This is a genomic window from Streptomyces sp. NPDC048825 (assembly GCF_043198355.1).
Lineage (GTDB): Bacteria > Actinomycetota > Actinomycetes > Streptomycetales > Streptomycetaceae > Streptomyces > Streptomyces xiangluensis.
Map to the genome: position 1 here is coordinate 94,116 of NZ_JBICUR010000004.1, position 24,450 is coordinate 118,565.

The 24,450-nt window shown below is 69.7% G+C and carries 25 protein-coding genes and 1 riboswitch; of the genes, 13 read left to right on the forward strand and 12 right to left on the reverse strand.

The features are described from left to right. Positions 1 to 16: 16 nt before the first annotated feature. Together ACGFNK_RS11815 and ACGFNK_RS11820 are read right to left on the reverse strand one after the other, a co-directional pair. Positions 17 to 718 carry a hypothetical protein gene (locus tag ACGFNK_RS11815; protein WP_393414619.1) on the reverse strand — a complete coding sequence of 234 codons (702 nt, stop codon included), beginning with the start codon at positions 716 to 718 and terminating at the stop codon, positions 17 to 19. Next, positions 711 to 1,547 (reverse strand): alpha/beta hydrolase, encoded by an 837-nt coding sequence (locus ACGFNK_RS11820; protein WP_393414622.1) that lies wholly within the window; start codon positions 1,545 to 1,547, stop codon positions 711 to 713. The genes ACGFNK_RS11815 and ACGFNK_RS11820 overlap by 8 nt, the downstream gene beginning before the upstream one ends. A 228-nt stretch (positions 1,548 to 1,775) precedes the next feature. Here ACGFNK_RS11820 and ACGFNK_RS11825 point away from each other — a divergent pair, with 228 nt between their 5' ends. The 4 genes from ACGFNK_RS11825 (at position 1,776) to ACGFNK_RS11840 (ending at position 5,913) form a co-directional block, all read left to right on the forward strand. Beyond that, a complete protein-coding gene (locus ACGFNK_RS11825) occupies positions 1,776 to 2,573 on the forward strand; it encodes a lysophospholipid acyltransferase family protein (protein WP_393414625.1) in 798 nt (265 codons plus the stop codon). Positions 2,574 to 2,621: 48 nt separating this feature from the next. Then, on the forward strand, positions 2,622 to 3,836 hold the full coding sequence (gene macS / locus ACGFNK_RS11830) for a MacS family sensor histidine kinase (protein WP_393414628.1): 1,215 nt from the start codon (positions 2,622 to 2,624) through the stop codon (positions 3,834 to 3,836). 195 nt (positions 3,837 to 4,031) lie between these two features. Further along, positions 4,032 to 4,709: a response regulator gene (locus ACGFNK_RS11835; RefSeq protein ID WP_386345973.1), complete on the forward strand. Its 678-nt coding sequence runs from the start codon at positions 4,032 to 4,034 to the stop codon at positions 4,707 to 4,709. Positions 4,710 to 4,884: 175 nt separating this feature from the next. After that, positions 4,885 to 5,913 carry a 6-phosphofructokinase gene (locus ACGFNK_RS11840; RefSeq protein ID WP_386345971.1) on the forward strand — a complete coding sequence of 343 codons (1,029 nt, stop codon included), beginning with the start codon at positions 4,885 to 4,887 and terminating at the stop codon, positions 5,911 to 5,913. A 25-nt stretch (positions 5,914 to 5,938) separates the two neighbouring features. Here ACGFNK_RS11840 and ACGFNK_RS11845 read toward each other — a convergent pair whose 3' ends face one another. Both ACGFNK_RS11845 and ACGFNK_RS11850 read right to left on the reverse strand, forming a co-directional pair. Beyond that, entirely contained in the window at positions 5,939 to 7,876 is a 1,938-nt protein-coding gene (locus ACGFNK_RS11845) for an anthranilate synthase family protein (protein WP_393414632.1), read from the reverse strand. A gap of 134 nt (positions 7,877 to 8,010) precedes the next feature. Beyond that, the gene (locus tag ACGFNK_RS11850) at positions 8,011 to 8,109 is read right to left on the reverse strand and encodes a trp operon leader peptide (RefSeq protein ID WP_393414635.1); all 99 of its coding nucleotides are present in this window, start codon (positions 8,107 to 8,109) and stop codon (positions 8,011 to 8,013) included. Between the two features lie 102 nt (positions 8,110 to 8,211). On the opposite strand from ACGFNK_RS11850, the gene ACGFNK_RS11855 reads away from it, so the two are divergent. After that, positions 8,212 to 9,567 carry a class II 3-deoxy-7-phosphoheptulonate synthase gene (locus tag ACGFNK_RS11855; RefSeq protein WP_386345967.1) on the forward strand — a complete coding sequence of 452 codons (1,356 nt, stop codon included), beginning with the start codon at positions 8,212 to 8,214 and terminating at the stop codon, positions 9,565 to 9,567. Between the two features lie 158 nt (positions 9,568 to 9,725). Further along, positions 9,726 to 9,965 (forward strand): bacterioferritin-associated ferredoxin, encoded by a 240-nt coding sequence (locus ACGFNK_RS11860; RefSeq protein ID WP_386345965.1) that lies wholly within the window; start codon positions 9,726 to 9,728, stop codon positions 9,963 to 9,965. A 28-nt stretch (positions 9,966 to 9,993) separates the two neighbouring features. Here the strand turns inward: ACGFNK_RS11860 and bfr are convergent, their stop codons facing one another. After that, positions 9,994 to 10,473, reverse strand: a complete 480-nt coding sequence (gene bfr, locus ACGFNK_RS11865; RefSeq protein ID WP_033327421.1) for a bacterioferritin — start codon at positions 10,471 to 10,473, stop codon at positions 9,994 to 9,996. Positions 10,474 to 10,628: 155 nt separating this feature from the next. Between bfr and ACGFNK_RS11870 the strand changes: the two genes are divergently transcribed. Beyond that, a complete protein-coding gene (locus ACGFNK_RS11870; RefSeq protein WP_386345963.1) occupies positions 10,629 to 11,261 on the forward strand; it encodes a sulfite oxidase-like oxidoreductase in 633 nt (210 codons plus the stop codon). Positions 11,262 to 11,309: 48 nt separating this feature from the next. Here ACGFNK_RS11870 and ACGFNK_RS11875 read toward each other — a convergent pair whose 3' ends face one another. The 5 genes from ACGFNK_RS11875 to thiO all read right to left on the reverse strand — a co-directional run bounded on the left by ACGFNK_RS11875 (position 11,310) and on the right by thiO (position 16,751). Further along, positions 11,310 to 12,179 (reverse strand): deoxyribonuclease IV, encoded by an 870-nt coding sequence (locus ACGFNK_RS11875; RefSeq protein WP_393414640.1) that lies wholly within the window; start codon positions 12,177 to 12,179, stop codon positions 11,310 to 11,312. Between the two features lie 68 nt (positions 12,180 to 12,247). Further along, the gene (pknB, locus tag ACGFNK_RS11880; protein ID WP_393414643.1) at positions 12,248 to 14,185 is read right to left on the reverse strand and encodes a Stk1 family PASTA domain-containing Ser/Thr kinase; all 1,938 of its coding nucleotides are present in this window, start codon (positions 14,183 to 14,185) and stop codon (positions 12,248 to 12,250) included. Between the two features lie 359 nt (positions 14,186 to 14,544). Then, entirely contained in the window at positions 14,545 to 15,339 is a 795-nt protein-coding gene (locus ACGFNK_RS11885) for a thiazole synthase (protein WP_393414646.1), read from the reverse strand. Between the two features lie 3 nt (positions 15,340 to 15,342). Further along, complete coding sequence (gene thiS / locus ACGFNK_RS11890; protein WP_344392436.1) at positions 15,343 to 15,543, reverse strand: sulfur carrier protein ThiS; 201 nt, start codon at positions 15,541 to 15,543, stop codon at positions 15,343 to 15,345. Between the two features lie 11 nt (positions 15,544 to 15,554). Next, entirely contained in the window at positions 15,555 to 16,751 is a 1,197-nt protein-coding gene (gene thiO / locus ACGFNK_RS11895) for a glycine oxidase ThiO (protein WP_393414649.1), read from the reverse strand. Beyond that, positions 16,749 to 16,862, reverse strand: a riboswitch (TPP riboswitch). Its footprint overlaps the gene before it by 3 nt. Positions 16,863 to 16,914: 52 nt before the next feature. Here thiO and ACGFNK_RS11900 point away from each other — a divergent pair. The 6 genes from ACGFNK_RS11900 (at position 16,915) to ACGFNK_RS11925 (ending at position 21,792) form a co-directional block, all read left to right on the forward strand. Continuing rightward, on the forward strand, positions 16,915 to 17,262 hold the full coding sequence (locus ACGFNK_RS11900) for a hypothetical protein (RefSeq protein ID WP_386345954.1): 348 nt from the start codon (positions 16,915 to 16,917) through the stop codon (positions 17,260 to 17,262). A 98-nt stretch (positions 17,263 to 17,360) separates the two neighbouring features. Continuing rightward, the gene (locus ACGFNK_RS11905; protein ID WP_393414653.1) at positions 17,361 to 18,599 is read left to right on the forward strand and encodes an NAD(P)/FAD-dependent oxidoreductase; all 1,239 of its coding nucleotides are present in this window, start codon (positions 17,361 to 17,363) and stop codon (positions 18,597 to 18,599) included. 92 nt (positions 18,600 to 18,691) lie between these two features. Next, a complete protein-coding gene (locus tag ACGFNK_RS11910; RefSeq protein ID WP_053671919.1) occupies positions 18,692 to 19,057 on the forward strand; it encodes an Rv2175c family DNA-binding protein in 366 nt (121 codons plus the stop codon). 77 nt (positions 19,058 to 19,134) lie between these two features. After that, a complete protein-coding gene (gene thiE, locus ACGFNK_RS11915) occupies positions 19,135 to 19,785 on the forward strand; it encodes a thiamine phosphate synthase (RefSeq protein WP_393414657.1) in 651 nt (216 codons plus the stop codon). Positions 19,786 to 19,873: 88 nt separating this feature from the next. Then, positions 19,874 to 20,797 carry a methylenetetrahydrofolate reductase [NAD(P)H] gene (gene metF / locus ACGFNK_RS11920; protein WP_386345949.1) on the forward strand — a complete coding sequence of 308 codons (924 nt, stop codon included), beginning with the start codon at positions 19,874 to 19,876 and terminating at the stop codon, positions 20,795 to 20,797. 56 nt (positions 20,798 to 20,853) lie between these two features. Further along, positions 20,854 to 21,792, forward strand: coding sequence for a hypothetical protein (locus ACGFNK_RS11925; protein WP_393414661.1), 939 nt, complete (start codon positions 20,854 to 20,856; stop codon positions 21,790 to 21,792). Positions 21,793 to 21,800: 8 nt separating this feature from the next. Here the strand turns inward: ACGFNK_RS11925 and ACGFNK_RS11930 are convergent, their stop codons facing one another. Further along, on the reverse strand, positions 21,801 to 23,318 hold the full coding sequence (locus tag ACGFNK_RS11930) for a phytoene desaturase family protein (RefSeq protein WP_393414663.1): 1,518 nt from the start codon (positions 23,316 to 23,318) through the stop codon (positions 21,801 to 21,803). Between the two features lie 493 nt (positions 23,319 to 23,811). Further along, entirely contained in the window at positions 23,812 to 24,441 is a 630-nt protein-coding gene (locus tag ACGFNK_RS11935; RefSeq protein ID WP_393414666.1) for a TetR/AcrR family transcriptional regulator, read from the reverse strand. Between the last annotated feature and the right edge of the window lie 9 nt (positions 24,442 to 24,450).

The following is a 24,450-nucleotide window of genomic DNA, read 5'->3' on the forward strand; positions in this document are numbered from 1 at the left end:
AGTGCGGGGCTGCGGGTCACACCACCGCGCCGCGCCCCGGATCCTCGTCGTCCTCGTCGTCCGGACGCATCCGCAGCACCAGCGTGCCGAAGCCGCCCACGAAGCCGCCGATGCCGAGCGTGGCCAGCCACCAGGTCATGTGCCAGCCGAGCAGAACGGCGAGCAGCAGCAGAAGCGGGCCGCCGAGCACGGCGAGCCAGGCGAACTTGGCCGTGGTGTCCGCGGCGGGCAGCGGGGGCGGCTCGGGCGGTACGAAGTGGCCCTCGTCGTCCGCGTCGAAGTCCTCCTCGGAGGGCTCCGGCGCCTTGTAGTCGCGCGGGCCGCCGACGCCGGGCGGGAAGGCGACGGAGCTGCCGAGCGGCTTCTCGGCGGCGGGCTTGTCGCCCACCTTCCTGTCGTCCCCCTTTTCGTCGGCCTTGTCGTCGGCCTTCTTGTCGGCCGCCGTATCGCCTTCGGAGCCCCTCGGCTTCTCCTTGGTGTCCCCGGGCCGCTCGGAGTCGGCTGTGTTCGCCTCGGTCGCGCCGTTCGTCTCCGACTCCAGGAGTGCCAGGTCCTCGACCGACTTGAAGGGCTTGGCGCCGGGCGGGTCCGGCGGTTCCTCGCCGTATCCGGCGACGATCGCAGCCCAGGCCGCGGCCTCGTCGAACGACGGGCCCTGCTCCTCGCCGGGCGGTGCGTCCTTCTCCTCGGGCTCGCGGTCCGCGTCGTGCTCAGCCACCAGTGGCCGTCCCTTCCTGCTGACCCACCTGACCTGCCTGACCTGTCTGGTCCATCCGAACCGCGTCGGTCTCCTTGCCGGCTTCGGGCGCCAGCCGCTCGACGAAGGCGAAGCTCTCCTCGAAAACACGGTCCGCGTCGTGGTCCAACGTCGCGACGTGGTAGCTCTGTTCCAGCACGATCTCCTGTACGTCCGTCGACGACACCCGGCTCAGCACACGCGCCGAGTCGGCCGGCGGGACCACATGGTCCTGGACGCTGTGCAGGAGCAGCAGAGGCTGCGTGACCTGCGGAAGCTCGCCGTCGACCAGCCGGAAGAAGTTCCGCAGCGAATGCGCCGCGTGCAGCGGGACCTTGTCGTAGCCGATCTCGACGCTGCCCTCCTTGGCGATGTCGCTGGCGATTCCCTTCGTCGTACGGACCACGTGGCGGGCCAGTGGAAGGGCGTACGCGGACAGCCCGTGCACCTTGTTCGCCGGGTTGACGACGACGATGCCGCTCACCGCGTCCCCGTGCTTCGCGGCCAGCCGCAGGGCCAGCGCGCCGCCCATGGAGAGGCCGCAGACGAAGACCCGGGAGCAGCGCACACGCAGGGCGCGCAGCTCACGGTCCACCTCCGCGTACCAGTCCTGCCAGCCGGTGAGCTGCATGTCCTCCCAGCGTGTGCCGTGGCCGGGCAACAGGGGCAGCGAGACGGTCAGACCGCGCTCGGCGAGATACTCCGCCCAGGGGCGCAGCGACTGCGGGGAACCCGTGAAGCCATGGCAGAGGAGGACACCGACCTCTCCGCCCTCGTGGCGGTACGGCTCGGCTCCAGGAAGGACCGGCACCTTCGGTCTCCTGTTCGTCTGAAGGGGTGTACAAAGGGACATACAAAGAGGCGTCTAAAAGGGGTGTTCATCCCACAGGGCGACAAGACGATCACCCTGGGACTTCGAGGTGTACTTCACCGTACGCGACGGCACTGACACCGACCAGGGCCGTCGGGTCCTTTGACGGTGCTCCGGGTTAGGGTCTGATCCACGGACACAGGAGGCACTCGGGTGATTTACGGCGCCATGAAGTTTTCCATCGGAGGGCCCCTGAAGCTCGCTTTCAGGCCCTGGGTGGAAGGCCTCGAGCACGTTCCGGCCGAAGGGCCCGCGATCCTGGCGAGTAATCACCTGTCGTTCTCCGACTCCTTCTTCCTGCCCGCCGTCCTCGACCGCAAGGTGACCTTCATCGCGAAGGCCGAGTACTTCACGACGCCCGGCATCAAGGGCCGTATGACAGCCGCCTTCTTCAAGGGCGTCGGCCAGCTCCCGGTGGACCGTTCCGGAGCCCGTGGCGCGGGCGAGGCGGCCATCAAGAGCGGCCTCGACGTGCTCGAGCGCGGCGAGCTGTTCGGCATCTATCCCGAGGGCACGCGCTCGCCCGACGGCCGCCTCTACCGGGGCAAGCCCGGCGGCCTCGCGCGCGTGGCGCTCGCCAGCGGGGCACCGGTCATTCCGGTCGCCATGATCGACACCGAGAAGATCCAGCCGCCCGGCAAGGTCGTCCCGAAGCTGATGCGCCCGGGGATCCGCATCGGGAAGCCGCTGGACTTCAGCCGGTACCAGGGCATGGAACACGACCGGTTCGTGCTGCGTGCCCTGACCGACGAGGTCATGTACGAAATCATGAAGCTCTCCGGCCAGGAGTACGTCGACATCTACGCGACCGCCGCCAAACGGCAGCTCGCGGAGGCGGCGAAAGCGGAGAAACAGGCGCAGAAGCAGGCCGACCAGGCGCGCAGAGAAGCCGAGAAGGCGGCCGAACGGGAAGCGGCCGAACGGGAAGCGGAGAAGGCGGCCGGGAAGGAACGATCCGGCCCCTAGGAGCGTCCGTCTGGGGTGGGGTGATCGTCAAACGTGGGGGCGGGGGACATGGCCAAGCGCGAGAGAGTCATGACGATGTCGGTCGAGCAGCCGCTGTGGCGCGCGCTCTCGGCCTACCGCGTACTGACGATGTGCTACGCGATCGGGCTCTTCGTCACCGCGTACGACGAGTTCCCCCGGCCGGAGGTGGCCATCGCCTTCCTCTCCGTGCTCTTCGTGTGGACGCTGGTGACGCTGCCCAAGGTGGCCGGCGAGGCAAGCTGCACCAAGCGGTTCCTGGCCGCCGACCTGACCGTCGCGCTCACCGGCATCCTGCTCACGCCGGTCGCGGACTCCCATGACCGGATCGTGGCCGGCGGGCCGACACTGCCGTCGATATGGACCGCGGGCGCCGTCCTGGCGTTCGCGGTCAAGGGCGGCTGGCGCTGGGCGGCCTTCGCGTCGACGCTCGTCGGCATCGCGAACGTCATCCAGCGCGGAACGCTCAGCCAGGACACGCTCCACAACGTACTGCTCGTCTGGGTCGCCTCCATCGCCATCGGATACGTCGTGGAGGTCGCCCGCGCCTCCGAGCGCACCCTCGCGCGGGCCCTGGAGATCGAGGCCACGACGCGGGAGCGTGAGCGGCTGGCCCGCGACATCCACGACAGCGTCCTCCAGGTCCTCGCGATGGTGCAACGCCGCGGCTCCACGCTCGGCGGCGAGGCTGCGGAACTGGGCCGTATGGCGGGCGAGCAGGAGGTCGCACTGCGCACGCTGGTCTCGGGCGGCCTGCCGGCGTCCCGAGTCTCGGAGGACGCGAGGCAGGGAGCCCTGGTGCGCGCGGTGGAAGTACCCGACGAGAACGACGGTTCCGGCGAGGACGACCCCCGCGACCTCCGCGCGCTGCTCACCCAGTACGCCACCGCGAAGGTCACTTTCTCCGAGCCCGGCGCCCCCGTCCTCCTGGCCCCCTCCGCGGCGAAGGAACTGGCAGCCGCCGTAGGCGCCGCCCTGGACAACGTCCACCGCCACGCAGGCGAGAACGCCCGAGCCTGGATCCTCGTCGAGGACGAACCGGACGCGGTGATCGTCACCGTCCGAGACGACGGCCCCGGCATCCCCGAGGGCCGCCTGGCCCAGGCCGAGGGCGAGGGCCGCATGGGCGTGGCCCTCTCGATCCGAGGCCGCCTGCGCGACATAGGCGGCACGGCAGAGGTGATCTCGATCGCGGGCCAGGGCACGGAGGTAGAGCTGAGGGTGCCGAAGGCGGGTCGGAGATGACGGAGTCCCGCAGGAGGCGCCCCTTTAGGGGCGCGGGGCTGTATCAATTTGCGGCTCCGCCGCGCGGGCGCGACCAGCCACAACGAACCCGCACCCGAGATGCGACCCAATGGGGGCCTGGGGGCGACCGCCTCCAGTTTCGGGAAGGGGCGGGGCTGGGGGAAAAGCAAGAACCACGGCGAAGCTGGAGCGGCGATGAGTGAGCAGCAGGACCCGATCAAGGTCATGGTCGTCGACGACCACCCCATGTGGCGGGACGCCGTCGCCCGCGACCTGGCCGAGGCCGGCCTCGACGTGATCGCCACGGCAGGCGACGGCGACCAGGCGGTACGCCGTGCCCACGCCACAGCCCCCGACGTGCTCGTACTCGACCTGAATCTCCCCGCCAAACCGGGCGTACAGGTCTGCAAGGAGCTGGTCGGGGCCAACCCGGCCCTGCGCGTCCTGGTCCTGTCCGCAAGCGGCGAACACGCCGACGTCCTGGAGGCGGTCAAGTCCGGAGCCACCGGCTACCTCCTGAAGTCGGCCTCCACGGAGGAGCTGATCGACGCGGTGCGCCGCACGGCCGTGGGCGACCCCGTCTTCACGCCCGGCCTCGCGGGCCTGGTCCTCGGCGAGTACCGCAGACTCGCCTCCGAGCCCGCCCCCGCCCCGGGCGCCGACGGACCCAAGGCCCCGCAGCTCACCGACCGCGAGACCGAGGTCCTGCGCCTGGTGGCCAAGGGCCTGAGCTACAAGCAGATCGCCGAACGCCTCGTCATCTCCCACCGCACCGTCCAGAACCACGTCCAGAACACCCTGGGCAAGCTCCAGCTCCACAACCGTGTGGAACTCGTCCGCTACGCGATAGAGCGCGGCCTCGACGACGAGTAGCCCGCAACCAACCGGAACCGAGTCAATCCAACAGTCGGCGACCCACCTTCGAGTGAATCCCGGTGATCAAGGTCCCCGCAATTCACCGGAATTGACCGTTCGCACCATGCCTAAGTGACCTGGATCACTATTAGCGTGACCTTCATCAGGCAACCGCGGCGAAGGGACATTTCCAATGCGGGTCGGAGTACTGACCGGAGGCGGCGACTGCCCCGGGCTCAACGCCGTCATCCGGGGCATCGTCCGTAAGGGCGTGCAGGAGTACGGCTACGACTTCACCGGCTTCAGGGACGGCTGGCGCGGTCCGCTGGAAGGCGACACCATTCAGCTCGACATCCCCGCCGTACGCGGCATCCTGCCCCGTGGCGGCACCATTCTCGGCTCCTCGCGCACCAACCCCCTCAAGGTGGACAACGGCATCCGCCGGATCAAGGAGAACCTCGAAAAGGAGGAGGTCGACGCCCTGATCGCGATCGGCGGAGAGGACACCCTCGGCGTCGCCGCGACCCTCTCCGACGACTACGGCATCCCCTGCGTCGGCGTACCCAAGACCATCGACAACGACCTCTCGGCCACCGACTACACCTTCGGCTTCGACACGGCCGTCAATATCGCCACGGAGGCCATCGACCGCCTCCACACCACAGCCGAGTCGCATATGCGTGTCCTCGTCGTCGAGGTCATGGGCCGGCATGCGGGCTGGATCGCCATCCATTCCGGACTGGCCGGCGGAGCCAACGTCATCCTCATCCCCGAGCAGCCCTTCGACGTCGACCAGGTCTGCGCCTGGGTCACCTCCCGCTTCAAGGCCTCGTACGCCCCGATCGTCGTCGTCTCCGAGGGTGCGAAGCCCAAGGACGGCGACATGGTGCTCAAGGACGGTTCGCTGGACGAGTTCGGGCATGTCCGGCTCTCCGGCGTCGGCGAATGGCTCTCCAAGGAGATCGAGAGGCGCACCGGCAAGGAGGCCCGTACGACGGTCCTCGGCCATGTCCAGCGCGGCGGCACCCCCAGCGCCTTCGACCGCTGGCTCGCCACCCGCTTCGGCCTGCACGCCATCGACGCGGTCCGCGAGGGCGACTTCGGCAAGATGGTCGCCCTGCGCGGCACCGACATCGTTCGCGTCCCGATCGCTCAGGCCACGGCCCAGCTGAAGACGGTGGACCCGAAGCTGTACAAGGAGGTCGGCGTGTTCTTCGGCTGAGGCCGCGTAACCGCACGTAAGCGACCTAAACAGCGGGGCGCCGCTCGGAGACCGTGCCGGTGCCCCGCAGCTGACTGATCAACTCCCGTACGACAGCGGTGCCGTTGAGCGACAGCACCGACTCCGGGTGGAACTGCACCCCGGCGAACCCTCTCGCGCGCAGCCCGTGCACCTCCCCGGTGTCGCTCCGGCTCACCTCGACACCGTGCGCGGCCAGCTCCGCCGCACGCTCGTCGTCGCAGTGCGCCACGAAGCTGTTGTAGAAGCCGACGGTCTCCGTCCGCCCGAAGAGGTCGATCTCCGTCTGCGCCCCCTGGTACGGGACTTCCTTCCGTACGATCTCCAGACCCAGCTCCGCCGCGATCAGCTCATGCCCGAGACAGACACCGAGCACACCGTGCCGGTGACCGGCGATCACCTCGGCGGTGAGCCCGCGCAGGAACGCCATCTTGGGGTCGGCGGTGTCCGAGGGGTCGCCCGGTCCGGGGCCCAGGACCAGCGGCCCCTCGTGCGCCAGAACCGCCTCCCGCAGGCCCGGCTCGTCGTACCGCCGCACGGACACCTCGAGCCCCGACGAACGCAGCAGATGCGCGAGCATCGCCGTGAAGGTGTCCTCCCCGTCGACGACCAGCGCATGGCCCTCCAAGTCAGCCGAACGCTCCTGCATCCGCAGCCAGAACGGCGCCAGTGAGGACCGCCGCCCGTCGAGCGCGGCCCGCACCCGCGGGTCCTCGGCCAGCCCCGGCCGTACCCGCTCCTCCGGCCGCCTTCCGGGACGTACCCCCAGCGCGGCCAGCACCCCCGCCGCCTTCGCATGCGTCTCGGCTACCTCGCTCGCCGGATCGGAGCCGCGTACGAGCGTGGCCCCGACCGGCACCCGCAGCTGTCCCCCCGCGTCGATGTCCGCGGTTCGGATCAGGATGGGGGAGTCGAGGATCTGGGCGCCGCCGGAATCACGGCCGACGAGCGCCAACGCCCCGGCGTAGTACCCGCGGCCACCCACCTCGTGCCGCTCGATCACCCGGCAGGCGTTCTGCACCGGCGACCCGGTGACGGTCGCCGCGAACATGGTCTCGCGCAGGACGTCGCGCACATCGAGCGACGACCGGCCCCGCAACTCGTACTCCGTGTGAGCGAGATGGGCCATCTCCTTCAGCCGCGGCCCGATGACGACCCCGCCCATGTCGCCGACCGTGCACATCATCTTGAGCTCCTCGTCGACGACCATCGACAGTTCCTCGATCTCCTTGCCGTCGGCGAGGAAGTCCAGGAGATCCTCGGGGGTCGGCCCTTCGGCCGGATAGCGATACGTCCCGCTGATCGGGTTCATCACGACGGTCCCGCCCGCCCGTCTCCCACCACCGCCCTCAACCGAGAGCGCTTCGCGCTCGCCCCTTCCACCTGACATGCGGACGTGCACCTCGGGACTCGCCCCGACAAGCGTCCGCTCCCCGGTGTGCACGACGAACGTCCAGTACGCACCCCGCTCACCCTCCAGCAGCCGCCGGAACAGCGCGAGCGCGTCGGCCCTGCCGAAGCCGGGGATCTGCCCCTCGTACGTACGCCGGATGACGAAGTTCGCGCCCTCGCCCCGCCCGATCTCCTCCCGCAGCACGCGCCCGACGATCTCCGCGTACTCCTCGTCGCCGACGTCGAAGCCACCGCCCGTCACCTTCACCTCGTGTGCGGGCAGCTGCGACAGGGCCTGGTCCAGGGGGAGTTCGTACGCCTCCTCGGGGGTCAGCACCGCGAGCGGCGTACCGTCGTCGCGGACGTCGAACCCGCGCTCGCGGATCTGGCGGAAGGGGATGAGGGCCAGGCCCACGTCGGGGATGTCGGCGAGCCGGTCGTACGTGGCGACCGGGCCGAGCAGGACTTCTACGGTGTCGTGGTCGATTCCGGGGGTACGGCGCCGCAGCAGTGCGAAAGGGCGGTCGTCGTGCAGGAGCCGGGCCAGGTGCATGGGTTCCTCTTCCCTCGTGATCGCCGGCGATCGATGCCGGTGACCGATGTCGTGATCGGGAGGAACGGCCCTGGTCGTGGAAACACTGAAGGCCGCCCCTCGGGCGGCCTTCGCGAAGTCTTGCGTACGCGCAGTCAGTGGGCCGCCGGGTGAGCGGTCCACCACCAGTTCTGGTTCTGGGTCTTGGTCGAGTGCGCGAACATGTGCGGCACCTTATCCCATACGGATCCCATGCCGGGGCCCGGTCGCGGGGCGCACGCCGTTCCGTCGTCGCTTTTGTCTCACCAGTCGAACCGGACGAAAATCGCTCGACACGACCCCGTAATGTTGACGAGGTGACCGTGAACGCTGATACCCAAGCCGTCGCCACCAAGGCGACCTGGCGAGACCTGCCCGCGGCGCAGCAGCCCGACTACCCCGATGCCGAGGCCCTGCGCGAAGTGATCGCCGAGCTGGCGAGCTATCCGCCCCTCGTCTTCGCGGGCGAGTGCGACCAGCTGCGCGCCCGGATGGGAGCTGTTGCCAGGGGCGAGGCCTTCCTGCTTCAGGGCGGCGACTGCGCCGAGGCCTTCGACGCGGTGTCGGCCGACCACATCCGCAACAAGTTGAAGACGTTGCTTCAGATGGGCGCCGTCCTCACGTACGCGGCCTCTGTGCCGGTCGTGAAGGTGGGCCGCATCGCCGGCCAGTACTCCAAGCCGCGCTCCAAGCCGACCGAGACCCGCGACGGCGTGACCCTGCCGACCTACCGCGGCGACTCGGTCAACGGCTTCGAGTTCACCGAGGCCGCCCGCATCCCGGACCCCGAGCGCCTGAAGCGGATGTACCACGCCTCCGCCTCCACACTGAACCTGGTCCGCGCCTTCACCACCGGCGGCTACGCCGACCTGCGCCAGGTGCACGCCTGGAACCAGGACTTCGTGAAGTCGTCCCCGTCCGGGCAGCGCTATGAGCAGCTGGCGCGCGAGATCGACCAGGCGCTGAACTTCATGCACGCCTGCGGGACCGACCCGGAGGAGTTCAAGACCGTCGAGTTCTACTCCTCGCACGAGGCACTGCTGCTCGACTACGAATCGGCGCTGACCAGGGTCGATTCACGTACGGGGCATCTGTACGACGTCTCCGGGCACATGGTGTGGATCGGTGAGCGCACCCGTCAGCTGGACGGCGCGCACATCGAGTTCGCCTCGAAGATCCGCAACCCGCTCGGGATCAAGCTGGGCCCGACGACGACGGCCGAGGACGCGCTGCAGTACATCGAGCGTCTCGACCCCGAGCGTGAGCCGGGCCGGCTGACCTTCATCGTCCGCATGGGCGCCGACAAGGTCCGCGACAAGCTGCCCGAGCTGGTCGAGAAGGTCACCGCCTCCGGCGCGACCGTCGCCTGGATCACCGACCCGATGCACGGCAACACCTACGAGGCGGCCTCCGGTCACAAGACCCGACGCTTCGACGACGTGCTGGACGAGGTCAAGGGCTTCTTCGAGGTCCACAAGGAGCTGGGCACGCACCCGGGCGGCATCCACGTGGAGCTCACCGGTGACGATGTCACCGAGTGCGTGGGCGGTGGCGACGAGATCTTCGTCGACGATCTGCACCAGCGTTACGAGACGGCCTGCGACCCGCGCCTGAACCGTAGCCAGTCCCTGGATCTGGCGTTCCTGGTGGCGGAGATGTACCGCGACCAGTAGCGGTTCGGTTGGTGCACAGACATGCGGTGGGGCGCGGATCACATACGATCCGCGCCCCACCGCACTTTTACGACGCGCGCCGGACGGGTAAGGTTAGGTTTGCCTCACCGATCAATCGGGATGGCGACCTGTCTATCCCGCTTCTGTCCCGTCGGGTGGTGAACCGCGTGTACGTCTGTAACTGCTTCGGGGTCACCGAGGCGCAGGTGAGGAAGCACGCGGAAGCGGGTGCGTGCACGCCACGCCAGATCGCCTCGGCCTGCAAGGCGGGCACCGACTGCGGTTCGTGTGTACGACGGATTCAGGCACTGTTGGGCCGAGGTGCGTGCCGTACTGAGGTGGCCGACCAGGCGCCGTCCGTGCTCGCCGAGCTGGCAGAGCTGGACGAAGCCGCTTAGGTGTGAAGCTGCGTAGGTGTGAAGCCGCTCAGCTGTCCGGCTGCTCGATGAGCTGGGCGATGTAGAGCGCCTCGCCGAGTTTCTCCACCAGTTCCAGCTGGGTGTCCAGGTAGTCGATGTGGTGCTCCTCGTCCGCGAGGATCGACTCGAAGATGTTCGCCGACGTGATGTCGCCCTTGTTCCGCATCACCTCGATGCCGCGCCTGAGGCGGTCGATCGCCTCGACCTCGACCTGCCGGTCCGCCTTGAACATCTCGGTGACCGTCTGCCCGACCCGGACATGGAACAGCCGCTGGTAGTTCGGCAGGCCCTCCAGGAAGAGGATCCGGTCGGTGAGCACCTCTGCGTGCTTCATCTCGTCGAACGACTCGGCCCGGGTGTACTTCGCGAGCTTTGTCCAGCCGAAGTTCTCCTGCATCTTCGCGTGCAGGAAGTACTGGTTGATCGCGGTCAGCTCGGCGGTCAACTGCTCGTTGAGGAATTCGATGACCTCGGGGTCGCCCTGCATTGCAGAGGCTCCTTCCGCGCGGGGGGACAGGCAGGATGCGCCGCATGATTCCACCGGCATCTGGGGCCGTCCAGTAAGTGCAGGCTTAGTAGCAGATGCCCGAATCGGGACAGGCCTGGTCATCTGCACCGTCTTTGGTCTGTCAGGATGGAGACATGGGTCAGCCGGTGGAGCGTGAATCTGGAGAAGCAGCGCAGTCGGAGCTTCCGCCGGGGCAGCGACTGCAGCGCGGCTGGCCGGTCACGCATTACGGGCCCGTCCCCAAGTTCCGGCCTGAGCGCTGGGAGTTCAGGGTTTTCGGAGCCACTGCCGACGGCGAGAAGCACTGCTGGAACCACGAGGAGTTCTCGGCTCTGCCATATACCACGGTCGTGGCCGATCTGCACTGCGTGACGAAGTTCAGCATGCTCGGCGCCGAATGGGGCGGCGTCCCGGCTCGTACGCTCCTGGAGATCGCCCCGCCCGCGCCCAGCGTCACGCATGTGATGGTCTGGGCGGAGTACGGCTTCAGCTCGAATCTCCGCCTCACCGACTTCGCCTCCGAGCGCACGATCTTCGCCACTCACAAGGACGGCGAACTCCTCACCGCGGAACACGGCTTCCCCCTGCGCCTGGTGGTGCCCCACCTGTACGCCTGGAAGGGCCCCAAGTGGGTCCGCGGCATCGAGTACATGACCGCCGACCGCCGCGGCTTCTGGGAGGAACGCGGCTACCACAACGTCGGCGACCCCTGGCGTGAACAGCGCTACTCGTACCAGGAGGAGCCGGGGGACGGCCCCGAGCTCTGAGTCTCCGAAATCTGAGTCTTCGAGCTCTGAGACCCCGAGCTCTGAGACTCAGCCGTCCCGGAGTTTCTTCAGTCGCTCCACGTCTGCCGCGTGGCCCTCCTTGCCGCCGGGCGTCTCGATGATCAGGGGTACGTCAGCGGTGGCGGGGTGGGTCATCAGGGCGCGGAAGGGGTCCTCGCCTATGTGGCCGGCGCCGATGTTGGCGTGGCGGTCCTTGTGGGCGCCTGCGATGTCCTGGGAGTCGTTGGCGTGGATCAGTTTCAGGCGGCCCTCGCCGATCGTGTCCACCAGCAGGTCGAGGGTCTGGTGCGTTCCGGTGGGGCCGGTGAGGTCGTGGCCCGCCGCGAAGATGTGGCAGGTGTCGAGGCAGACGCCGAGCTTCGGGTGGGCGTCGAGTGCCTCGAAGTACGGCCCGAAGTCCCAGGTCCTGGAGCACAGGGATGCGCCCTGGCCCGCGGTCGACTCGATCAGCAGGTCCGGGTCGTCGTCGTGGGTCAACTCGTCGAGCAGCGGCAGCAGATGATCGCGTACCTGCTTCAGCGCGACCGCACGTGTCCGACCGCCGGTCGCCGAACCGGTGTGTACGACGACTCCCCGCGCCCCGATCGCGCGCCCCCGCCGCAGTGAGTGCCGCAGCGACTCCACGGACCGCTCCAAGGTCACCTCGGTGTGCGAGCCGAGGTTGATCAGATAGGGCGCGTGGACGTAAGCGGGGATCGACCCCGCGGCGCAGGCCGCGCGGAACTCCTCGTCCTGCCGCGGATTCCCCGGTGGTGTCGCCCAGCCGCGCGGGTTGGCGACGAAGACCTGGACGGTCTCGGCGCCCAGATCACGTGCGTACGACAGGCCTACGGAGGCAAGGCCGCCGGACACGGGAACATGGCTGCCGACGGGGTTGCGGGACTGCGGAGTGCTCACCCACTCAGGGTGCCATGGGGGCCCGCGCGCCCCGTCGGCGCATGCCGATCAGCCCTGCCGACCTGCCGTCACTCGATCTCGATGGTGATCGTCGAGCCCTTCGGCGCCGTGTCTCCACCGGCCACCGACTGGCCCTTGACCGTGTCCCCGAAGAGCCCGAGGAAGCCGCGGTCCTCCTCGACCTTGAAGCCGGCGGCCTCCAGCTCCCCCTTGGCGTCGTCGACCTTGTCGCCCACCACGTCCGGGACCTCGATCTGCGGCGGGCCCTTGGAGATCGTCAGGGTGACGGTGTCGCCCTCGCTCAGCTGCCGGTCGGGGGACGGCGACTGCTCGGCGACCTGGCCGGCGTCGAACTCGGAGTTGATCTGCTGGGGTGCGATCTCGACCTTCAGACCCGCGTCCTGGAGCTCCTGCTGCGCGTCGGCGAGCTCGTCGCCCACGACCTCCGGCACATCCACCGGGCTGCCCTTGCTGACGGTGAGCGCGATCGCGGAGTCCGCGCGGCGTGTGGTGCCCGCACCCGGCTCCGTACGGATCACGAAGCCGAAGGGGACCTCCTCGCTGAAGTCCCTGGTGATCATGCCCGCCTTCAGGCCCTCGTCCTCCAGCCGCGCCTTGGCCTTGCCCAGCTTGAAGCCCTCCACATTCGGCACACGTACGGTCTCCGGACCCCTGGAGATCGTCAGCGACACCGGGTCGTTGTCACGGATCCGGGCGCCCGCCTCGGGATCGCTGCTGATGACCGTGCCGCGCTCGACGGTGTCGCTGTACTCGCGCTCGACCTTCCCCACATCGAGCCCGGCGCTCTCGAGCCGATCCGTGGCTTTCGCCTCGGTCATCGCGAGCAGCGGTGGGACCTTGGTGAACTGGCCGGAGTTGATGTACCAGACGCCCGCGCCGAGGCCGAGGGCCAGCAGCACGGCGGCGACGATCGCGAGTACGCCGCGCCGGGGGAGTGGGGTGCGGGTGCGGCGGCGCGATGGTGCGTTCGGAGGCGGGGTCGCCAGGATGCTCGTGTGCTGGAACCCGCGATCGCCGCCGTCCTCGTTCACGGGGAGCGGCCGCGGCATGGACAGCGAGCGCGGGATCACGCTCGTACGGTCCGCGCCGATGTCGTGGCCCTCGGTGAGCGCCTGCGGCGGCACCGCGTCCAGCTGCTCGGCGGTCAGCCCGCTGCGTGCGTCCCGGACCTGCGCGAGCAGGGCCACCGCGTCGTGCGGACGTACATCCGCGGTGCGCGCGGTCGCCGCCGCGACCAGTTCGTCGAGTTCGTAGGCCAGGCCCGGCACTTCCGCCGACGGCGGCGGGACGTCCTCGTGGAGGTGTTTGTAGAGCACCGCCGCGGGCGAGTCCGCGAGGTGCGGCCGGTCGCCGGTCAGCATCTCGTAGAGGACGATTCCGCAGGCGTACACGTCGACCCGTGGATCGGCCGTGCCGTGTTCTATCTGCTCCGGGGCCAGGTACGACACCGTGCCGAGCACGGACCCTGTCGTGTTCGTGACCGTGTCAACAGCCCGTACGAGGCCGAAATCGGCCACCTTGACCCGGCCGTCGTCCCCTATCAGGACGTTCTCCGGCTTCATGTCGCGGTGCACGAACCCGGCGCGGTGCGCGCCGCCGAGCGCGGCGAGCACCGGCTCCAGGATGTCGAGCGCCGCCCGCGGCTGCAGGGCCCCGCGCTCGCGCAGTACGTCCCTCAGGGTGCACCCGGCGACGTACTCCATGGCGAGATAGACGTACGGCCCGTCGGTCCCCTGGTCGAAAACCTGCACCACATTGGGGTGCGCAAGGCGGGCCACCGACTTGGCCTCGCGGATGAACCGCTCGACGAACGTGGCGTCCGCGGCCAGCGTCGGATGCATCACCTTGAGCGCGAGCACGCGGTCCAGGCGGGTGTCCACGGCCCTGTAGACCGTGGCCATCCCGCCGACCGCGATACGTGCGTCGATGCGGTAGCGGCCGTCGAGCACCTGACCGACCAACGGGTCCTGAAGGGTCGTATCCACGCAGGTGAGTCTACGAGCCGAGGCTGTCAACGCCGCGTGATCGGTGGAGATTCGGAGCCGGACTGCAGCCGAGCTGTGACGAGATCGCAGGTCAGACCGGGATCTACACCGAGAGGGGGCCATTGTCTCAGAGGCCGGTGATCGCGAGGGGAGCACTGCCTCTGGGGCCGGTGGCTGGATCGCGTCGCGTCTCCGCACGGGGCTGAGCCCCGTAAGGGAGCGAGGCTGTGACATTTGCGGCTCCGCGCGTGGCTCGACAAGCCACGGCGGGCCCGCAGCCGAGTTGCAACCCGGGGGTCTGGGGGCGCAGCCCCCAGTTTCGGGAAGGGGCGGGCTTGGGGAAAGAAACCCCCACTCGTTCAGAAAGCAGGCCGCTCCGGATCCAGCCGAGCCATCCCCTCCACAGGAGACGACGCCTCAGCGAAGTGCCGCCGAGGGATCCGCCCCGCAAGCCGAGCCAACCGCCCCGCCTCCACCGCATGCTTCATGGCCTCGGCCATCAAGACCGGCTCCTGAGCCCGAGTGACGGCAGACGCAAGCATCACACCGGCACACCCCAACTCCATGGCAAGGGCTGCATCGGACGCCGTACCGGCCCCCGCGTCCAAAATGACCGGCACGCGCGCGTGCTCCACGATCAACTGGAAGTTGTGCGGATTCCGAATCCCCAGTCCGGACCCGATCGGGGAGCCGAGCGGCATGATCGCCGCGCACCCCACATCCTCCAGCTTCCGAGCGAGAACGGGATCGTCGTTCGTATAGGGCAACACCGTGAACCCGTCATCGACGAGAGTCTCGGCCGCGTCGAGCAACTCGATCGGATCCGGCAGCAACGTGCGCTCGTCAGCGATGACCTCCAGCTTCACCAGCGAGGTGCCGAGCGCTTCGCGAGCGAGCCGAGCCGTCAGCACAGCCTCCCCGGCGGTGTAGCAGCCCGCCGTGTTCGGCAGCACACGAATACCGAGCCGATCGAGCACGGACAGCACCGAACCATGCACGGAAGCGTTTACGCGACGCATGGCGACCGTCGTCAGCTCCGTGCCGGACGCGACGAGCGAGCGCTCCAGCACATCGAGGCTGGGCGCCCCGCCGGTGCCCATGATGAGGCGGGACGCGAAGGACGTACCGCCGATGAGAAACGGGTCGTCGGCCATGGGTCAGCCTCCTTGGACGGCGGTGAGGACCTCGATGCGGTCTCCCTCGGAGAGGCGTGTGCTCGGCCACTGCGCGCGCGGGACGACGGTTTCGTTGAGCGCGGCGGCGACCCCGGAGGGCGCCGCGGTGAGGGTGGCGACCAGCGTGTCGAGGGCGGTGCCGGCGGCGATCTCCTGTCGCTCACCGTTGACGAAGACGTTCATGACGAAGACGTTCATACGGGCTGCTCCGTGCGGGCCGTACTGAAGCGCCTGGGTGTGAACGGGCGGGCCTCCTCCGGGAGTTCACCGGTGGTCAGCAGGTGCGCCATGGCGTCGCCCGTGACGGGGGTGAGCAGGACGCCGTTGCGGTAGTGACCGGTGGCCAGGAGCAGGCCGTCCAGTTCTGTGGGGCCGAGCAGGGGCGCGTTGTCCGGGGAGCCGGGGCGCAGTCCCGCGCGGGTCTCGGTGAGCGGGAGTTCGGTGATGCCGGGGACCAGCTCGTGGGCGTCGCGCAGCAGTTCGTACACCCCGCCCGCAGTCACCGTCGTGTCCCAGCCCAGCTCCTCACTCGTCGCGCCGACGACCAGCTCACCGTTCTCGCGCGGCACCAGGTACACATGGCTGCCCCGGACGACGGCCCGCACGGTGCGGCTCAGGAACGGCGCGTACCGCTTCGGCACGGTCAGCCGCAGCACCTGGCCCTTCACCGGCCGTACGGGAGGCAGTACGGCGTCGGGAACGCCCGCGAGCCGCCCGCTGAGGCTGCCCCCGGCGAGGACGACCTGGCCCGCGGCCAGCTCGGTGCCGTCGGTGGTGACGACTCCGGCGGCCCGGTCCCGTACGACGCTGAGCCGCTCCGCCCAGACCCGGTGGAAGACCACTCCGGCCCGCTCGCACGCCGCGACCAGCGCCTTGGCGAGCCGCCGTGGATCGATCTGGTGGTCGCCGTCGACCCTGAGCCCTCCGCGCACGCCCGGCGCGAGCATCGGCTCCAGGCGCCGACACTCGCGCCCGCTCAGCCACTCCGACTCCAGGCCCGACTGGGTTTGCAGGGCGTGCAGTTCGCGCAGATGGGCGCGGTCGTCGGCGTCCAGCGCGACGGCCAGCGCGCCGCACTCGCGGTAGCCGAGGTCCAGGCCCGTCGCCTCGGTGAGCTCGGCGGCGAACTCCGGGTAGCGCCGGGCGGACGCCAGATTGAGGCCGAGCAGGGTCTGCTCGCCGTAGTGGAGCTCGGTGACGGCGGCCAGCATTCCGGCGGCCACCTGGGCCGCTCCGCCGCCGGGGTCGGGGTCCACGAGTGCGGTGGCGAAGCCGCGCTGCGCGGCACGCCAGGCGGTCACCAGGCCGATGATCCCGCCCCCGACGATCAGGACGTCGGATGTGTCGGATGTGCTTGACGACGCGTGCGATGCGAGCGATGTGCGCGACATGGGCGTCCAGCCCCTCCCTTCGCCGGCATGACCCGGATCAGGTTCGTACGGTCGGAGGCCGTCCCAGCCTCCCTCTCAGTCCGGTGCGTCCGGACTCCCGCGAGTGCTCTAGGTTGGCCACCCTAACTCTTCGTGTCACACCTCAGTAAGGGAGCCGCACGGCATGGCCGGTTCGCTCGACGGTCTCGTCCTCGCCCCCGTCGCGGACCAAGCCCCAGGTCAGGTCGGTACGCGCACCCGCTTCTCGTACCACGAGAAGGACGGCGAGATCTGGGCCGAGTACGCGGGCGGCGACGTCGTACGCGGCCACCTGGTGGGTACACGTGAGGGTGACCGCCTCGACTTCCGGTACGTGCAGCTGAAGCGGGACGGCAGCACCTCCTCGGGACACTGTCTGTCCCGAGTGGTCGAGCTTGCCGACGGGCGCGTACGCCTGGAGGAGACCTGGGAGTGGGAGTCGCAGACGGGCAGCGGGACGAGCGTGGTGGAACAGCTCGCCGACGACCGCTGACGACCGCTGACGGCCGTGCAAGACGTCATGACGGCTGTGCAGGACGTCACTGATCTCTCCCGCTGACTGACACAACGTCAGTTGACTATGGTGATCGCGTGAACGAGCAGACGCGGGAACGGAGCCGGGCAGCGCGACGACGTGTCGTGATCGTCGGCGCGGGCATGGCCGGCGTGCAGACCGCGGTCGCCCTGCGGGAACAGGGTTTCACCGGCACCGTGACGCTGATCGGCGCGGAGCCGCACCAGCCGTACGACCGCCCGCCGCTCTCCAAAGCAGTCCTGCTCGGCACGGCCGAGGGCTCCGCCTTCGACGTCGACTTCGAGGCCCTGGGCATCGAGCTGCGCCTGGGGCTCGAGGTGACCGGCGTACGTCCTATTGATCATGAACTCGACACGGCCATGGGGTCCGTTCCGTACGACGTCCTGGTCGTCGCCACGGGTGCGGAGCCCATGCGGTTGCCGGGCGCGGAGGGCGTACCGGGGGTGCATCTGCTGCGCACCCTGGACGACGCCGAGCGGTTGCGGCCCGTGCTCGCCCGGCAGCACGACATCGTGGTCGTCGGCGCGGGCTGGATCGGCGCCGAGTTCGCCACGGCGGCGCGCGAGGCCGGGTGCGCGGTGACCGTCGTCGAGGCCGCCGACCGGCCGCTCGCCGGCGCACTGCCCGCCGAGGTGGCCGCTCCCATGACCGCCTGGTACGCGGACAGCGGCGCATCGCTGCGCACCCACGCGCGCGTGGAGCACGTCGAACCCGGGGCGGTCGTGCTGGACGACGGCTCGCGGCTGCCCGCGGGGGCCGTCGTCGTGGGCATCGGGGCGCGGCCCGCCACCGCCTGGCTGACCGGTTCCGGGATCGAGCTGGGCGCCCATCGCGAGGTGGTCGCGGACGACCACCTGCGCACATCCGTCCCGGACGTGTACGCGGTCGGGGACTGCGCCTCCTTCCCTTCGCGCAGGTACGGCGAGCGTCTTCTGGTCCACCACTGGGACAACGCCCTCCAGGGCCCCCGTACGGTCGCGGCGAACATCATCGGCGAGACGCCCGCCGCCTACGACCCCGTGCCGTACTTCTGGTCCGAGCAGTTCGGCCGCTTCGTCCAGTACGCGGGGCACCACGCGCGCGCGGACGCCACGATATGGCGCGGCGACCCGACGGGCCCGGCCTGGTCGGTGTGCTGGCTCCGGGAGAACCGGCTGGTCGCCGTGCTCGCGGTGGGACGGCCCCGGGACCTGGCGCAGGGCCGCAAGCTGATCGAAGCCGGTGTCCCGATGAATCCGGAACTGTTGTCGGACCCCTCCCGGCCCTTGAAATCGGCGAAATCGGCGACCGCGTAGGGCGACAGGACGGGCCGCCGGGGTCCGGCGAACGGCCCAGGCGGGGCGGCCACGACTTCCGACTGTCAGTCCGGGATGGCACGCTTAATCCCGTGACCGAGATTGACGCAAAAATCGATGCTCTCGTCCCCGCCTGGCTCACCCTCCCCGACATCGCCGAACAGCTCGGCGTCGAGGTGACCCGTGTGCGGCAGCTGGTCAAGGAGGGCCAGCTCATCGCCGTACGCCGTGGTGAGAACCGAGCGCTGCACGTCCCCGCCGCCTTCATCGACGGGGACAAGGTCGTCAAGGGCCTGTCCGGAACCCTGACGCTCCTGAGGGACGACGGCTTCACGGACGAAGAGATGCTGGAGTGGCTCTTCACCCCCGACCCGAGCCTGCCCGGCACCCCCGCGCAGGCCCTCAGTGAGAACCGAGGTACGGAGGTGAAGCGCCGAGCCCAGGCGCTCGCCGTCTGACCTGAACACACCGTCGGCGTACGGGCCGTGCCCCGCACGGCAGGGTCCGTACGCCACCGACAACGGGGGATTTACGCATGCCCGAAACCATCGCACGCGCACAGCTCGCCGACGCCCGGGTCTACCTCTGCACGGACGCCCGAAAGCGCCAGGGCGACCTCGCCGGGTTCCTGGACGCGGTCCTCGCCGGCGGTGTCGACATCGTGCAGCTGCGCGACAAGGGCATGGAGGCCGCCGAGGAACTGGAGCACCTCCAGGTGTTCGCCGAGGCCTGCGCGCGGCACGGCAAGCTGCTCGCGGTGAACGACCGCGCGGACGTCGCCCATGCGGCGGACGCCGACGTGCTGCACCTGGGCCAGGGCGACCTGCCCGTCCCCGCCGCCCGCGCGATCCTCGGCGACAAGATCCTGATCGGCCGCTCCACACACGCCGATGCGGAGGCCGCATCCGCCGCCGTCGAGGACGGAGTGGACTACTTCTGTACGGGCCCCTGCTGGCCGACGCCCACCAAGCCGGGCCGCCATGCGCCGGGCCTGGACCTCGTTCGGTACACGGCCGCGCTCGGCACCGACCGTCCCTGGTTCGCCATCGGCGGCATCGACCTCGGCAACCTCGACGAGGTCCTCGAAGCGGGTGCCCGTCGCGTCGTCGTCGTACGGGCGATCACGGAGGCCGATGATCCGGGCGCGGCGGCCCGGGAGTTCGCGAAACGATTGCGTCACGGTTAGTTGTCCGAAGGGTGGACAAGTGGCCGACAAACCGGGCAATTTCCATCGTCCGGTTGGGGGACCGCCAGCCCCTGACTAACCTGCGGGTATGGCCCTAGGATCTGCGTCCACCAGGACTGACCGCGCACGCACTGTGCGTGACATGCTCGCCACAGGCAAGACGACGTACTCGTTCGAGTTCGCGGCGCCGAAGAGCCCGAAGGGCGAGCGGAACCTGTGGAACGCGCTCCGCCGTGTCGAGGCCGTCGCTCCCGACTTCGTGTCGGTGACGTACGGAGCGGGCGGCTCGACCCGCGCCGGCACGGTGAAGGAGACCGAGCAGATCGTCGCGGACACGACGCTCACCCCGGTCGCCCACCTCACCGCCGTGAACCACTCCATCGCCGAACTGCGCAACATCATCGGCCAGTACGCGGACGCCGGGATCCGGAACATCCTCGCCGTGCGCGGCGACCCGCCGGGCGACCCCATGGGCGACTGGATCCCGCATCCTCAGGGCCTGACCTACGCAGCCGAACTCGTCCGACTCATCAAGGAGTCGGGCGACTTCTGCGTGGGCGTCGCGGCCTTCCCCGAGATGCATCCGCGCTCTGCCGACTGGGACATGGACGTCGCGCATTTTGTCGGCAAATGCCGGGCCGGTGCCGACTACGCGATCACGCAGATGTTCTTCCATCCCGAGTCGTACCTGCGGCTACGTGACCGAGTCGACGCGGCCGGCTGCGAGACCCCGGTCATCCCCGAGGTCATGCCCGTGACCAGCGTGAAGATGCTGGAGCGGCTCCCGAAGCTCAGCAATGCCTCGTTCCCGGACGCCCTCAAAGAGCGGATCCTCACAGCCAAGGACGATCCGGCGGCTGTACGCTCCATTGGAATCGAGTTCGCTACGGAGTTCTGCGCGACGCTGCTGGCCGAGGGAGTCCCCGGACTGCACTTCATCACGTTGAACAACTCCACCGCGTCTTTGGAAATCTACGAAAATCTGGGGCTGCACCACCCACAGCAGGCCTAGACCGGACGCATCCTCGTACGACACACTGCGTAACGGTCATTGGGAGAGGGGCGTACATGGGCTGGACGGTCCTCTACATCGCGTTCGGCATCGTCGCGCTGTGGCTGCTCGGCGAGGTCCTGCTGCAGTACAAGGCGCGGCTGCGCTGGAGGCTGCTGGCCTTCGCGGGCTTCCTCGGCGTGGTGCTCGGCGTGCTCATCCCGTCCGTGCCGGTCATCGGCCTGGGCGCCGCCGCCTTCGCGGTCGGGCAGACATACGTCACGCTGTCGTTCCGCCGCGGCTTCGCGGCCGGCTGGGCCGTCGCAGGCCGCCCGAGCGCCAGCAAGCGGCGCCGCGGCGAGCCGGACCGGGATCCGACCCTCGAGGTCTCCGACCTCCAGGCGGCGGACAACGGAATGCGTCCGCGGGACAACTTCGGCCAGGGCGACGACCTCTACGGCCGCGAGGACTCCGTCTTCGGACAGCGGCCGGCGAGCTTCGGGGAGCACGCCGAGACGGCGGCCGAGTCCACCGCCGTCTACGAGCCGCAGCCCCTGCCGGACGACACGGGCAACTACGGCGTCTACAGCGACACCGCCTACGCCGCGGCCACCGACCCGTCCTACGCCGCGTCCGCCCAGTCCCCGGACGCCGGCCAGAACTACGGGTACGACGGATACTCCGGCTACGACCAGCAGCAGTACGGCTACGACAACGGCCAGCAGCAGTACGCCGCCTACTCCGACCCGTACCTCGGCACGCAGACGTACGGGGGCGCCTCGTACGACTCCTCCTACGACGCCTCGCAGCAGCAGTACGGGCAGCAGGGCTACGCCCAGGACCAGTACGCGGGCGGGAGCTACGGCGGCGGCGAGACCCCGCCGGGCGGCGTCTGGGTCCCGCAGCAGCGCTCCACCGACGATCCGTACGGCGGCGAACTCCCGCCGGAGCAGCAGCAATATCCGTACGAGGGCAACGGAAACGGAAACGGGTACGACGAGCAGTACCGGTTCTGACAACCGCCTTACTGCGAGCCCTGGAAGTCCGGTCCCTCCACGATCAGTCCCGCGACCAGCGCACCGGACATGCCCGCGTGCGCCAGTCCGCCGCCGGGGTGTGCCCAGCCGCCGACCGTGAACAGGGCCGGCAGGCGGGTGCTGTTGGACGGGTGCAGCAGACGTCCGCCCGCGGCGGCCAGCGCCGGGGGCGGAACCGCGCCGCCGTCCGCACCCGTCGCCTCCGCGATGTCCAGCGGCGTACGGACCTCGTGCCAGAGGAGGCGCTCGCGCAGGCCGGGTATCGCGCGCCCGGCGGCGGTGAGTACCCGCTCCACATCGTCCTCGGCCGGCGCCACGCCTGACGGCACCGTGACGCTCAGCGTGACCGCCTCGTGGTCGTCGTCCGGCACCAGCGCGGGATCGCCGGGGCGCATCACGGTCACTGTGGGCGCGGCCGGGAGCCCGGAGCCCGGAGAAGCCGTACGTGCCGGTCGGTCGCCGAACAACGCGTGCAACTCCGCCTCGCGATCCGCCGCGTGTACGACCGTCCGATGAGCCACCCCCTCCGGCCGCCCGCCGCGCAGCGCCAGGTGAACCGTCAGGCGGCTCGGCAGTCCCCGCTGGGGCGGCACTTCAGTGTCGCCGTGCAGCGCGGTCCCGGAGGTCAGCCCCTCCAGCATTCCGGGCGCCACGCCCGCGACCACGAAGTCCGCCTCCTCGATGGTGCCGTCGGCCAGTTCCAGCCCCGCCGCTCGACCGTCCTTCTCGACGATCCGCTCGACGGCCGTATCGAAGTGGAAGTCAACCCTGCGGGCCAGGCACCGCTCGTACACCGCCCGTGCCAACTCCCGTAGCCCACCGCGCACATACCACGTCCCGAAGGCGTGCTCCATGTACGGCAGCACGGTCGCGGCGGTCGGGGTGACGCGCGGGTCGAGGCCGTACGCGAGGGCCTGGCTCTCCAGGAGGGCCGCGAGCCGTGGGTCGCGCAGCTCCCAGGCGCCGACCTCCGCGAGTGTGGTGGCCACCCGGGTGCGCAGCAGACGGCGCTGCTTGACCGGCGGATAGGGGTCACGATCGGCGAGAACCTGCCAGTTGGGCCACAGGGGCTCTTCGAGCAGCGGTCGGCGCGTACGGTCCCAGGCCTCTCGCGCCCGCACCAGGAACTCGCCCCACCGCTCTCCCTCGCCCGCTCCCAGGGCCGCGTCCAGGGCCGAGACGACTCCCGCACGCGAGGCGTTGGGCAGGGCCACCTCCGTGCCGTCCGCGAAGACGTGGTGCGAGGCCGGGTCCACCTGGACCAGGTCGACGCACTTTTCCAGCGGCTCCTTGCCGGTCTTGACGAACAGATCGCGGTAGACCGCGGGCAGCGGCAACAGCCCCGGGCCCGTGTCGAAGACGAAGCCGTCACGCTCGACGACGCCCACCGACCCGCCGTACGTCGCCGCGCGCTCGTACACCACCACCCGGTGGCCCGCGACGGCCAGCCGGGCGGCGGCCGCCAGCGCGCCCATCCCGGCGCCGATCACCGCAATTCGTGCCATGCCAGGGACTGTATCGGCCGCTACTGACAACCCGGCCGCCACCGTCCGCTTGCCACCGCCTCGCACGCGCGGGCCCCGGATTCCCGCCAGGGGAAGCAGCGGGGGAGTAGCAGCGCGGACGCGTTCGTAACCAGTCGGCAACGGTGCGTTCTGGGCCTGAATGCGCAGGACTAGGTATCCGTACCTAGTCAGAGAGATGAGTACGCGCGCGGATGGGGCACGACCTGCGCGAACGAGAGAGTGGGGGCACGGAAAGGGGCGCGGCTCCGGCACTGCCGACACGGGGCGGCGGAACGGTGCAGCGCCCTTGGCCGCTCCTTCCGCCGAGAAGTCGGGCGGGAGTGAGGCACGGGGGACGCGGGGGGAGACCGAAACGGGGGATGCAACGGGGGACTACGGGGGAGCAAGAAGGGCGCCGGTCCGGCGTGGCCCGCGGGGGACGCGGCCATCTCGGGCCGGCGCTCGCTTTTCGGCCCCTGTGCTCCCGTGTGCTTCAGCGGTTGCCGCTCACCCGTCCCTGAAGCAGCCGCGACAGCGCCGCGTGGACGTCGTCCAGGGAGCGCTCCGGCTGGAAGGCCTGCCAGTCCAGGGCAGCTACCAGGACCATGCCCACCAGGGCCGCCGCCGTGAGCGGGACGTCGATCTCGTCGCTCAGCTCGCCGTTCGCGACGCCGTCGCGCAGAACTCCCTCGACCACCGCGACGGCCTCCTGCCTGACCACCATCAGGGTGGACTGCCAGGCCCGGTTCGTACGCCACAGCTCCGCCACGTACAGCTGTGTGAAGGCCGGATAGCGGTCGATGAAGACCAGCCCTGCCCGGATCATCGCGTCCAGGGCGTCGACCTTGCTGCCGCCCTCCTGAGCGGTCTTCTCCGCCGCCTCCCGGAGGGAGGCGGTGAGGAGTCGCACACCGTGCCGGAGCAGCTCTTCGAAGAGGACGGATTTACTCGCGAAGTTGTAGTAGACGGTGCCCTTCGCGACCCCGGCGCGCTCGGCGATCTCGTCCACGGTGGTGGCCGAGAAGCCCTGCTCCGCGATGAGCGTCACGGCCGCCTCGTAGAGCTTCTGCCGGGTCAGCTGTCTCCGGCTGCTGCCGCTGTCCACGGCCTTGCTGCTTTCCATGGCCCTGAT